Origin of the sequence: uncultured Meiothermus sp., from assembly GCF_937863175.1 — a bacterium.
Classification (GTDB): Bacteria; Deinococcota; Deinococci; order Deinococcales; family Thermaceae; genus Meiothermus.
The window spans coordinates 16,303-28,418 of the sequence record NZ_CALMCQ010000101.1 but is presented as its reverse complement, the minus strand read 5'-3'; the positions used below and the strand labels follow the sequence as shown (position 1 = coordinate 28,418).

Sequence of the window (12,116 nt, the reverse complement as noted above, 5' to 3'; positions counted from 1 at the left end):
CGCTCTTCCGATCTGTTTACGACACCACATCTTCAGCACTCAAAGCAAAAAGCCTCGAGCGAGCTCGAGGCTTTCGACCATCAAAATTCTATAGATGAGCGCACTGGTCTTCTTTGCTGCCTTGCACGATGTTGCCGCCGCCGGTGGGGGCGGGGTTGTTTTCCTTGCACTGCAGGTTACCGTTTATGCGGTTGTTCGAGACCTGTACCCCCCCCAAGTTCTTCACAATCTGAATGCTACCGTTCACGGTATTGTCCAGGGCCGATAACGGGCCGCGCATCTCATCGTACTGGATGTCGCCGGTGATACGGGCGTTGCTGACCGAGGCGTTGCCACCTTGCTTGATCTGGATGCTACCGCCCACGGTAGAGCCACTAACCTGTACGTCACGGGAGTTTTCGGCCTGGATGTTGCCCTGCACCTGAATACTGCTTGCGAGCAAGGTTGCGTTCTTGCGAACGAAAAGGTTGCCCTGTACACGGGTTCCGTTAAGGGTGCAGGTCTGTCCTTCTTTGACCTCGAAGTTTTCCACGGTTCGAGCCCCTATGGTGCAACCCTGGTTGGCGAGCGCATCTCCGGGGGCCAGGCCACTCTGCAAATCCTGGCGTGAGGCATCACCACACGCTACCAGGCCCAGACTCAACATCCCAACCATTGCTATGCCCTTGATCCCTTTCATCTGCCTCTCCTTTCGGTAGCTGCTGCTACCTGGCGCAAGGATGTACCCGGCGGGTTAGACCAACCTTAGGCCCAAGTTAGCCGGGTGTCATGCCAAATGCAAAAAGCGGTGGCCATAAAGCCGGGTCGGGTTGTATCCCCCACGCCGTCTATGCGAGCCTCCTCGGGAGGCGAGGGAAACCAGACGGCATCTCTCTCCTTGCACTCTGGCCTGTTTCAGCACCTTCGGCGCCGTGCAGCGACCGCCGAATCGAGATAAAAAAAACTACCCGTGAGGGGCGAGCCTGCTAAGGCCTGGTTCAGGACTGTTCCGCCGTCGTTCTCCCAGGCCTCCAGGTCGCGGGGTTGTGGCATTAGTACGGGATGGGGGTTCAGGCGAGCGAGCAGGGGCGATTCGTCCTCCAGGCGAGCCAGCTCGAGGTCGTACGGGTATGGTCGGCCCCCTGCCACGGTTGGGTTACGGGGGGGCGGTGAAAGTCGAGTATACATGCACACCTCCTTGCAGGCAGTTGCAGTATGCCTGGGAGCCTTTGGATGGATTTTAAGCCGGGGTTAGAAGTTTCTAACGCAGTTTGAGGGGGCTGGTCTGGATTTCGTTGGCCGAAGGAGTATCGGGTAGAACCTGGCCTCTGGTGGAATCGAAGCGCACATAGCCGACCAGCCGGTTATTCCAGTAGATCGGAAACTGCACACCACTCGAGCTCGGCAGGCCAAACTGACCGATGGTAAGGCGCGAAAGCTGACTGCGGAATTGGTTTAGATACAGGCTGAGCTGGGCCTGGGTGAGGGGCCGATTGGAAATAGTGGAGTTGCGTGACTCGTACGGAATCGGTTCTCCGGTGTTGGGGTCGAGCGTAATGGCAGCAATTGTGCGCCCCTGGTACTCCAGGCCGATCCGCAGGGTTTGTTGCCGATTGCTGCGCTGTACCACCCAGATAGCGCCCGCCTTCCAGTCGCGCTGGAGATTCTGCAGTATGCCCGGAGGCTGTCGCTCGGGTTCTCGAGTTTCACGTTCACGGGGTCTAGGACGGTCATCGCGGTCGTCATCTTCGTCTCCGGCCAGGGCAATGCTGGGTACCAGCAGGCTGGTCAAGACGATGCCGGAAAGTTTTGGCCCCCAGGCCCCTGCCAGCAACAGCCCCAGAAAAACTCGAGCCAGTATTGCAAAGACCGCCCTCCTCATAGGAGCGGCCCCACCGCTGTGCCAGGATATGGGCTGGGCAAGTTTAGCCATAGGCTTCTCCGGGCAGATCCAGAATGAAGAGGGTTCCACCCCCTGGACGATCTTGTATATGTATTTTGCCTTGATGGAGCCGGGCTACCTGGGCCACGATGGAAAGACCCAGACCAGCACCCTTGGAGCGTTCTCCCTTGTGAAAACGCTCGAAGATGAGTTCGCGCTGGTCGGGTGGAATTCCTGGGCCGGAGTCCCATACTTGAAGCCAGACCCGATCCTCATTGCGTTGGGCCCCGAAGCCCACCTGCCCTTGTTCGGTATGAGCAATGGCGTTGGAAAGAAGGTTGCCGACGGCCCTGGCGATCATGCCGGCATCGCCGTAAAGTTGCAGGTTCGGGGGAATTTTGCTGAACCACTCGAGCCCCTTCTGGGCCGCAGCTTTGGCGTGGGGCGGAAGTATGGTCTCCAGGGCCTCGGTCAGCGCAAAGCTGCTGAAGGGATTGGACAACCCGGCTTCCAGGCGTGAGAGGGTGAGCAGGTCTTCGGCCAGTCGGGTTAGGCGATTGACCTCGGTACGCATGCGTTCGAGGGTCTCCCTGTACTCGTTGATACTGCGGGGGCGACGCAGGGTTACCTCAAGATCGCCCTTGAGTACGGTAAGGGGGGTGCGCAGGTCATGGGCCGCATCGGCAGTGAAGCGGCGCTGGGCGTCCACCAGGTTTTCCAGGCGCTCGAGCATGGTATTGAGACGCTGTTTTAGCAGACTGATCTCGTCGCGGCCTTTGTCGCGGGGGATACGGCTTCCGAGTTGGCCAGCCTCAACCCTGCGGGCCGTGAGGGCAATATCGTGCAGGGGCTGGGTGACGTAGCGGGCCAGTCCATAGCCCACCCCTAAAGCCAGACCACTGCCCAACACCAGCCAGAGCAGCAGGCTATCGCGGATGCGGTTGAGTATTCGCACGGCTCCCAGATCGGTGGCCTGGAGCATTACGATATAGGCGGTGCGAAAAGCGGTCTCGACAGTAACGATGGGAAACAAGACAGCCCGCTTCTCGTGTGCGACCGGGAAAGGAGAGAGAGCTACCTGCCACAAAGTGTGGGAGGCTGGGCTATCAACGGCAAAGGAAGCAATTCCACCAAAACGGGCCTGCTCGAGTTGGGCTGATGGAATCTGGGGCAGTTCTCCACTGGCTGAAATGGCTTGCAAGACCTGCCCCTGGGTATCGAGCAGGAACACTTCAGGGTCTTCGATCTCCTCGCGGATGGGTGCGGGAGGTAGGGCTCGCAGCGTAACACCCTCTGGGCCAATGGCAAGCTGTGCGTAGGCTCCGGCCAGGCGCGACAGGTCTTCCTCGAAATCGGCCTGCAAGTCGTGGGCCAGATACAAATACAACGTAATCCCAATTCCCAACAACACTGTTGCCAGCGCCAGCGAGTAGACCAGGGTAAGCCGAACCTGTAGTGACATCAAGTCTCCGACAGCCGCAACACATAGCCCATTCCGCGTACCGTGTGAATCAGGGGCTGCTTGAAGGGTTTGTCTACCTTGCTGCGCAAGTAGGAGATGTACACGTCCACCACATTAGAATCCAGCCCACTCTCGCCCTCCCAGACTGCCTCGGCAATACGGGTGCGAGAGAGAATCTCTTCGGGGTGGCGCAGCAGATATCCCAGCAAGGCATACTCGCGTGCAGAAAGCTCGAGTATCTTTCCAGCCCGCTCGGCCCGGTGCTTGGCTGGGTCGAGGCTAAGGTCGGCGTACTGCAAGATGGACTCGCTGCCCCCACGCCGGGCCAAAGCCCGCAAGCGCGCCAGTAGCTCCTCGAACTCGAAAGGTTTGGTCAGATAATCGTCGGCCCCTGCATCCAGGCCACTCACCTTGTCCTTGAGGCTATCGCGGGCCGTAAGCATCAGGATGCCTGCCTTAACTGCCAGCCGCCGCATCTCGCGGGCCGCCGAAGCCCCATCGCGCCGGGGCAACATATAGTCCAGCACGATCAGGTCGTATTCGGTGGTGGCAGCCCGGTACACCGCCTCTTCACCATCTGCGCTGGTATCTACCGTGTATCCTTCCTCGGAGAGCCCGCGCACCAGCACGGCCGAAAGTTGCTCATTATCTTCTACAACCAGTATACGCATAGTCCAGATGTACCTCAATCAAGCATGGGAAAAGTGGGTCTGTTCTGTAATTGTCTCGGGGACAAATCCGACTAGAGGGGGTGTTTCGAGGGGCTCGAGTTCCACCAGGGTGGGTTGAAGCGGCAACGCAATTGCCTGCCGCAGAACCCAGCCTGACCCCTGCTTCAAAACCATGAGCTGTACCGGACGGTTGAAACGCAGACTGGACACCCCTTGAGAAGCCTTATCAATGCAGATGATGTGGTGCTCGAGCCAGACTGCCCGAAGTTTGCCCGCATAGGACTCCAGTCCCACCACGCAGCCCTCCAGGGCAACGAGCCGAGTTGGGCTGGCAGATGACTCCTGATTCCAGGCCGTTGGCACTGGAAGAACCCCTCTGGACAGGGTTTGCGGGTCTCGAGGCAAGATCGGGTGTGGAGCCAGCACACTTCCACGAAGATTCGAGATTAGCATTGCCAGCAGGTTCATGGTGCTAACGGTATAGGGATGCGGTAGTCGGTCTCTTAGACGTAGATTAAACGCTTCTAATGCAAGGCTGGTCACTCGAGCGGATCGTCGTTTTCCAGGTATTCCAGCACCCCTCTGGCAATGCCGTAACTGATGCGGTCTAAATAGTGTGCATTGCGCAGGTTGAGGCCCTCTACGGGGTGGCTCAGGTAGCCCATCTCGACCAGGATGGCCGGAACCGTGGTGTAGCGTAGGACGAAGAAATCAGAAACACGCACGCCTCGGTTGAGGGCGGCGGTGGCTCCCAACATGTATGAGACTACCCGTGTGGCCAGGGTGCGTGAAAGTTCCATGCGGCGCAACAAGTTCATTTGCGGGGTAGGGGTGGGAAGGTTCTGCGGGGGGAGGGCCTTGCGATCTTCTGAGCTGGGCAGGACATCCGGTTCGTTGCCCGGTAGGGCCGGGTAGCCCGTCAGGGCCGGGTAGCCCGGTAGGGCCGGGTAGCCCGGTAGGGTCGGGAGGCCACCGGTCTGGGTCGTGGTCGAGAGGGCGTCCAGGGGGCTTGGGGTTAGGGCAAGTTGTGGGGTAGGTTCCAGGGGCGCTGGGGGTGGGAAGAAGGGGCGGATATTGCGGGGGCCGAAGTAGTAGACCTCTAGCCCGCACCAGCCATCGGCATGGGCAGGCACCATGGCGTTGGCGTGAATGGAAACAAAAAGGTTTTTGCCCTCGGCCACTGCTATGCGCTGGGTCAGGTCGGTGCGCTTGTCCAGTGAGAAAGCGGTATCACCTTCGCGGGTCATGGTGACCTCCACCCCGGCATCTTGCAGCAGACGGCGTACCCGCAGGGCTACCTCGAGGTTCACGGCTTTTTCTACCACCGGCCCCACCGCGCCCGGATCGGAGCCGCCGTGCCCGGCATCTACCACCACCGAAAAGCGCCGTCCATTGGCTTTGACAAAGCGAAAGCCAGAGGCGCCTGGTAGCGGGCTGGTATCCACAAAGGCCCCCGAGAGGTCAATCACCAGGCGCTGCCCATCCCCTTCCAGAGCCGCCAGGATCATGGTTTTGAAGCCCGAGCGGGCCGTCACGCCCTGAGGGGTGAGCAAGATCAACACCGCGCGATCTTCAAACTGCTCCATTACGTAGCCGGTTAGTTCCGGCAGGGTCACAAAATGGATGCCGGGCGGGACCGTCTGGTTCGGTAGGGTCACCCGAAGTGCGGCCCCCAGCGGCTCGATGGTATAGGTGGCCTCTTTGGGCAAGTCCAGCACCACGCGGGTAAATCCCGGCTGGTCACCGATGCGTACCGGTGGCAGGCTCTGGCCCCAGGCCCCGCCGCCCAGCAGAGCGAGGAGCAACCAAACAGGAGCTAAGACCTTCCTCAAAACAGTTCCAGTCTAAGCCCGACCAGGAGCAGGGCATGAGCGTTCCACCCGGTGCGCTTCATGCAGACTCGAGGCCAGCAAGGCAGCCCAGAACCCCTTCGCGCAAAAATGAAACCCAGGTATGGTGTGCGCCGGGCCAAATCCTGCTAGGCTAAATTTGGTCAAGAAGGAGGTCATGTGCTAGCAGAAGCACTGGTAGGAGAGGTATTGCAGAAGGCCCGTGTGGACGGGGCCAGCTACGCCGAGTTGTATGTGGAGCGCTGGCGGCGACGGGCTTTGCGGGTGCTGTCCGGAGAGGTTAAGGAGGCCACCAGTGGCATCGAGTACGGAGCCGGACTGCGATTGTTTTACGGCACCGAGGTAGTCTACGCCTACACCAACGACCTGAGCCCCGAGAGCTTGCTTGAGGTGACCGAAACCCTGGTCAAACTCAAAGGCAGCGCGGGCCAGGTAGATGCCAGGGGTAGGGGAGGGCTCGATTTTCGCAGAACCGTAGCCCAGGGGCTGCACGCGCCCAGGATTCCTTTTACCGATAGGGATAAGCGCTACCGCCTCGAGCGCATTCGCGAGGCCGAGGCCGGGGCCCAAGTAGGGCCGCAGATCAAGCAGGTACAGACCAACCTGCTGGAGTGGGATCAGGAAGTTCTGGTCGCTACCAGCGAGGGAAGGTGGGCCGAGGATCGCCGGGTGCGCACCCGCCTCTACGTTACCGCCATTGCCCAGGACGAGAGCGGTATGCAGACCGGGGTGGTGGGGCCGGGCCTTTCGATGGGCCTCGAGCTCTTCGACCACCACCCCCCCGCCGAGGTGGGGCGTAAGGCCGGCCTCCAGGCCCTCACCAACCTGAGGGCCAAACCTGCCCCTGCCGGAACCATGCCGGTGGTGATTGGCAACGGCTTTGGGGGGGTGATCTTTCACGAGGCGCTGGGGCACCTCCTGGAGACCACCTCGGTAGCCAAGAAAACCAGCGTGCTCTCCGACAAGCTGGGCGAAAAGGTGGCCTCCGACTGCGTGACCTACATTGACGATGGCACCACCCCCCATGGCTGGGGCTCACAGGAGTTCGACGACGAGGGCATGGCTACCGATCGCACCGTTCTGATCGAGAACGGCGTGCTCCAAAGCTACATGGTGGACAGGCTGGGCGGTATGCTCACCGGCTACCGACCTACAGGCTCGGGCCGCCGGCAGGACTACACCTTTGCCCCCACCTCGCGCATGCGCAACACCTTCATCGCCCCCGGCGCCACCCCCAAGGAAAAACTGTTTGAAGGTATCGAGTATGGTCTGTATGCCGCTGACATGGGCGGTGGGCAGGTGCGGCCTGGCTCGGGCGAGTACAACTTCGGGGTCAAGGAAGGCTACATCATCCGCAATGGCCGCATCGAGGAGCCGGTGCGTGGGGCGATGCTGGTAGGAAAAGGCCCGGACAGCATCCTGAAAATTGTGGCGGTTTCAGACGACCTCGAGACCAGCGCCGGCATGTGCGGCTCGCTCTCCGGTAGTATCCCCACCGAGGTGGGGCAGCCCCACCTGCTCATTTCGGAGATTGTGGTGGGAGGACAGGCCTAAAGGGCGAATGCAAAGGGTCGAGGGTTATAGGCCAGGGGCTATACCGTCTTTTGACCTGCCCGATTCTCGACGCTTGCCTTTGAACCCTCAACCTGCCTGCGACCTTTGACAAGAGGTGCCTATGACTTTCGAACAAGCCAGAGACTATCTGCTGCAAAAAGCCAGAGCGATAGGGATTGACGCCGAGGTGCTGGCCTCCCACCGCCGCGAACTGACCGTGCAGGCCCACGGTGGCAGGCTCGAGGAGATAACCCAGGCCACCCAGGGCGGGGTGGGGGTGCGGGTGGTGGCAGAGGGCAAGACTGGCTATGCCTATACCGAGGAGCGCACCCCCGAGGCCCTCGACTGGGTGCTGGCAGAGGCCCACGAGAACGCCCTTTTGCAGTCGGAGACGGGGGGGTTCCTGCCGGCGGGGAGCGAGCTGGGCCGCCATGACCTGCTGGGCGAGGGCCTTTCGGCCCCGCTCGAACAAAAACGCCAGGCTGCGCTGGAGGTGGAGTCGGGTCTGCGGGCCGACCCCCGTATGCGGCAGGTGCAGATGACCCGCTACTCCGAGAACGAAACCCAGGCTACCCTTGGCTCGACCCAGGGAGTCTCGGGTGCGTACCGCAACGGCTACAGCGCCTTGATGGCCTACGCCGTGATGGGGGAGGGAAGCAGCCTCAAGCAGGCTTTTGAGGTTGATATTTCCAGGGAGTTTCACGCCCTCGATCCGGGCCGCACCTCCCAGGAGTTCATTCGCAAGACCGGTCGGCTGCTGGGTGCCAGACCGCTCAAGACCGGCCGCTACAAAGCCTATTTCGAGCCTGAAGCCTTTGGGCAGCTACTGGCCGTGATGGGGATGTTCATGCTCTCGGCCAAGAATGTGCTCGAGGGCAAGAGCCTGCTTTCAGGCAAAATCGGACAGCAGATCGCCACCGAAATCTTCACCCTGATAGACGATCCCACCCTGCCGGATGGACTGGCCTCGCGACCTTTCGATTCTGAGGGTACTGGCGCCAGGCGCACGGTGCTGATCGAGAATGGCGTACTGCGAACCTTCGCGCATAACTCCGAGACGGCCCGCAAAATGGGGGTGGAGAACACCGGTCATGCTTCGCGCAGCTACAAAGGAGTGCTGGGAGTCGCCCCCACCAACCTCTTTGTGGAGCCAGGCCAGGGTGTAAAGCAGGACGATGGAATTGTGGTCACCGACATGATGGGTCTGCACGCGGGGGCCAATCCCATTTCGGGTGAGTTCAGCCTGCAAGCCCTGGGCCTCAAGGTGGAGGGCGGTGAGGTGGCTTATCCGATGGAAAACTTTACCGTAGCGGGGAATTTCCTCGAGCTGCTCTCCAGGATCACCGCACTGGGCACCAAGCTCGAGTGGCATCCCATGATGGGCATCGTTGGTTCACCGATGGTCGAGGTGGCCGAGCTGTCCTTTGCAGGTGCTTGAACCCTGCTGTAAAACCATAAACCAGGGTGAGATCGCCTCACCCTGGTTATTTTTTCTGTCAATCCAGGAGCGCTAGTCGCCCATGGGATTGGAGCCGCCCCCCAAACCCCCCATACTGGTATCTGAATCGCCAGAGTTTTCCTCGTTGGACTCGTTTTCTTCTTCTTCGGGGCCCAGATCGAGATCTTCAAATTCCATCGCTACACCTCCCGTAGTTACCCAGCTGTTCTATGCCAAGCACAACCGCTATCAATTGAATACTGCCTGTAACCTCCTCCTGTAGGACATTTACGGACAACGTAAAGAAGTTTTTGTAAAACCACACTACTATACCATGTCTGGCCGAACCTGCGGCAACCTCGAGGCGGGCGCTTTTCTTGAAATCAGAACATACGTGGGGGTCACCAGAGCCGCGCCGACGCAAACCCCCGAAGCGCACCGCGTAAAACCATCCCCGGTCGAATTCCGCCTTTGTGATAAGAGCCAGGGGGCTAACGGGTATGAATTCTCTGCCAGTATTGGAGCATCTGCTTGTTCTCGGGAACGTTTTCCAGAAAAGCCGTACGCCACTCGGGGTTGCTGATTCTGTAGGCTCGGTCAATTAACTCGCGGTAGCTCGAGTCAATCACCCTTATGGCATCTTCCAGGTTTCCTGCCGCCTCGAATACGTCGGCGCAAGCCAGATGGGCTTCTAGAACCAGGCTGTTCATTCCATGCTGGTTCAGGTACTGCCAGAGCTGGTCGGCATAGCCTAGAGAGGTCTCCAGATCACCTTGTGCCAGCGCAAGGCGGGCCAGTCCGGCGATGGGTTCCATAGCCAACCTGAACAGGTTCGAGGCTTCAAAATGGTTGCGGGACTGGTCGAAGTGCTGGGTTGCAAGTTGGATGTGGCCCGACTGCTCGGCAATATAGCCCAGGGTTCTATAGCAGGTGGCCTGCAAATACTCGTCCCCAATGGCCACACTTTCAGCCAGCGCTTCTTCAAGCAAGGGTTTGGCGTAGGTTGGGTTGAACTGGGCTATATGCACCAGACCCAGGTTATCCAGCACATAGGCCCGCTCCCGGCGGGCGCCAATGGCTGCGTTGGCCTCGAGGGCTTGCTCGAGGGTGGCCTGGGCCAGGCTGTACAGGCCAAGCCCCCGGTAGGTATTGCCCAACACCACCAGGATGCGGGCCTCGAGGGCGCGGGCTGCGGTTTGTCGGGCCAGGGCCAGGGCCTGGGTGTTTAGATCTACAGCTTTTTGCGGGTCGCTGGCTTCGTCGTAGACGATGGCAATTCCACTCAATACCCCTGCCAGGACGGTATCGTCGCCAGACTGCTTTGCACGTTCCAGCGCGACTTCAGCGGTAGCCAGAGCCGCCGCGACTTCACCCAGCCGATGCTGGGCCAGCATCTTAAACTGGAGCCCTCTGGCTTCCAGGGCTAAATTTCCGGCTTGTCGCGCAGCCTGGATGGCCTGCTCGGCAGCGATGGCAATGGCAGGGCCATGGCCGGTAATGTTGATAAAGAGCAGTTGACGATAGTGTGCTTCGGCGCTTTTGTGCTGATCGTGCAACCGTTGGGAAAGCCCCACCAGGGCCTCGCTATCGTCCTGGAGGGCCTTGCGGTCGCCGAGCCGCAACAACGCGGTATGGCGTGTGACCAGCGCCTGCCAGTAGAGCTCTTCAGACTCACCTGTCAGCTCCAGGGCACGGTCTGTAAAGCGCCTGGCCTCCCTGGGTGCGCCTTGCTGGTTGGCGAGTTGAGCCGCAATGATCAGGTACTCGGCGGCTTTCTGGGCCTGACCTGACTGGTCGTAGTGCCAGGCCAGTTGGGCCGCAATTTCCTGGGTATATCCGGCATAGAGTTGCCCCAGCACCTGGGCCAATTCTCCGTGCAATAACCGTCGCTCGCCGGTGCCCAACTCGCGGTAGAGGTAGTCCTGAAACAAGGCGTGGGCAAAGCTATACCCGGTCAGCAAGTTCTGGCCTACCTTCAACTCGCCACGCTCCTGCACCAGGCGGTGGTGTTTTTCCAGATTTTGCGATAACTCCCTGAGCAGTGGCCGCAAAGGGGCTTGCTGCACCAGTGCCAGCGCCTCGGCAATAAAACTTTCCCCTTCCACACTGGCAGCGCGGAGCAGTTCCCGCTGATTTTCATCCAACCGCCCCAGACGCTCTTCGACCACGCCTTCGATACGAACCGGCAGTGAGTCCCAGATCAGTGAAGCCCGTTGAACCCAGCGGCCCTGGGCATTTTGCACCAGATCACCACGTTCTTTCAGGGTGCGCAGCAGTTCGATGGTAAACAGTGGATTGCCTTCGGTGTGCTCGAAGAGGGCCTGGCGAAACTCCTCCCCTAGCTCATTGGGGTCGCTATCCAGCCACTGGTCAACAAACGCCCGCTTCTCGGCTTTCTGGGTCTGATCGAGATCTATCCAAACACTGCCTGCCTGGCGCTTGATTTCGTTGAGAACTCTTTCCAGGGGGTGACGCTCTCCACTATGGAGCCCTATTTCGTGGGAACGATAGGTTCCAATCAGCAAAATGCTGTTGTGCTCGATTCGGCGTGAGAGATGAAATAGAAGGCCAATCGAGGCCTCATCGGCCCAGTGGAGATCGTCCAGAATGATCAGCAGCGGCTGGTCTTTGGCCAGGGTCTTGAGCACGTTGGCATACTGTTCAAAAATGCGCCCCTGCTCCATGGCTGCCTGGGGTATGGCGTGTGATTTGTTTAGTACGAGTCTCTCGAGTTTATCCAGCCAGCCTACTTTCTGCACCACCACTTTGCCAATTTTGGCCAGTAAAGTCGCGCCTGGAACAATGCTCCCTACCAGATCCGGGCCCACTTCAACCAAGACCTGGGCAGTGCGGCTGGCCAGGCTTCCCAGGCGGCTGGTGCCGGCACTCAAGCCTCTGCTGGCCTGCTCCTCCACACCGCTCAGGACACCCAAAATCTCTCGAAACGGCAGATAGGGATCGGCGATGTTGCTATGAGCGCTGCAATGGCCCAGGGCCACTACCAGATCATTGCTTTCGCGACTGGCGTTTTCGGCAAACGCCTGTACCAGTGCAGTTTTGCCACTTCCAGCCTCGCCCACTACGAACACAATCTGGCCGCGCCCTCCCAGGGTTTGCTCCAGGAAATACTCGAGCCGTGCGAGCTCCCCTTCCCGACCCACGAAAAGCCGATCTGCCATAGATGTCTCGTACTGGGTCAATACTAAGTGACTGCATAGGGTATTTGCAAAGTCCCGATCCAGTGCTCGAGGGTGTAAATCCGATCGTCCAGAGCCACGCT

Annotated in this window: 10 protein-coding genes; 2 read left to right on the top strand and 8 right to left on the bottom strand. The window is 59.8% G+C overall.

The annotated features are described in order from the left end of the window. Positions 1-88: 88 nt before the first annotated feature. The 6 genes from Q0288_RS04110 to Q0288_RS04085 all read right to left on the bottom strand — a co-directional run bounded on the left by Q0288_RS04110 (position 89) and on the right by Q0288_RS04085 (position 5,826). A complete protein-coding gene (locus Q0288_RS04110; RefSeq protein ID WP_299427596.1) occupies positions 89-679 on the bottom strand; it encodes a hypothetical protein in 591 nt (196 codons plus the stop codon). Between the two features lie 561 nt (positions 680-1,240). Then, positions 1,241-1,912, bottom strand: a complete 672-nt coding sequence (locus Q0288_RS04105; protein ID WP_299427593.1) for a hypothetical protein — start codon at positions 1,910-1,912, stop codon at positions 1,241-1,243. Continuing rightward, positions 1,905-3,323 (bottom strand): HAMP domain-containing sensor histidine kinase, encoded by a 1,419-nt coding sequence (locus Q0288_RS04100; RefSeq protein ID WP_299427590.1) that lies wholly within the window; start codon positions 3,321-3,323, stop codon positions 1,905-1,907. The genes Q0288_RS04105 and Q0288_RS04100 overlap by 8 nt, the downstream gene beginning before the upstream one ends. Beyond that, positions 3,323-3,994, bottom strand: coding sequence for a response regulator transcription factor (locus Q0288_RS04095; RefSeq protein WP_299427587.1), 672 nt, complete (start codon positions 3,992-3,994; stop codon positions 3,323-3,325). Before Q0288_RS04095 ends, Q0288_RS04100 begins: the two co-directional genes overlap by 1 nt. Positions 3,995-4,012: 18 nt before the next feature. Continuing rightward, the gene (locus tag Q0288_RS04090; protein WP_299427583.1) at positions 4,013-4,462 is read right to left on the bottom strand and encodes a hypothetical protein; all 450 of its coding nucleotides are present in this window, start codon (positions 4,460-4,462) and stop codon (positions 4,013-4,015) included. 71 nt (positions 4,463-4,533) lie between these two features. Beyond that, positions 4,534-5,826 carry an N-acetylmuramoyl-L-alanine amidase gene (locus tag Q0288_RS04085; RefSeq protein ID WP_299427580.1) on the bottom strand — a complete coding sequence of 431 codons (1,293 nt, stop codon included), beginning with the start codon at positions 5,824-5,826 and terminating at the stop codon, positions 4,534-4,536. Positions 5,827-6,003: 177 nt separating this feature from the next. On the opposite strand from Q0288_RS04085, the gene Q0288_RS04080 reads away from it, so the two are divergent. Together Q0288_RS04080 and Q0288_RS04075 are read left to right on the top strand one after the other, a co-directional pair. Next, positions 6,004-7,398: a TldD/PmbA family protein gene (locus Q0288_RS04080; RefSeq protein WP_299427577.1), complete on the top strand. Its 1,395-nt coding sequence runs from the start codon at positions 6,004-6,006 to the stop codon at positions 7,396-7,398. A gap of 121 nt (positions 7,399-7,519) precedes the next feature. Further along, positions 7,520-8,836: a TldD/PmbA family protein gene (locus Q0288_RS04075; protein ID WP_299427574.1), complete on the top strand. Its 1,317-nt coding sequence runs from the start codon at positions 7,520-7,522 to the stop codon at positions 8,834-8,836. Between the two features lie 72 nt (positions 8,837-8,908). Here Q0288_RS04075 and Q0288_RS04070 read toward each other — a convergent pair whose 3' ends face one another. After that, positions 8,909-9,034, bottom strand: coding sequence for a hypothetical protein (locus Q0288_RS04070; RefSeq protein ID WP_299427572.1), 126 nt, complete (start codon positions 9,032-9,034; stop codon positions 8,909-8,911). Positions 9,035-9,327: 293 nt separating this feature from the next. Further along, complete coding sequence (locus Q0288_RS04065; protein WP_299427569.1) at positions 9,328-12,015, bottom strand: AAA family ATPase; 2,688 nt, start codon at positions 12,013-12,015, stop codon at positions 9,328-9,330. Positions 12,016-12,116: the final 101 nt, after the last annotated feature.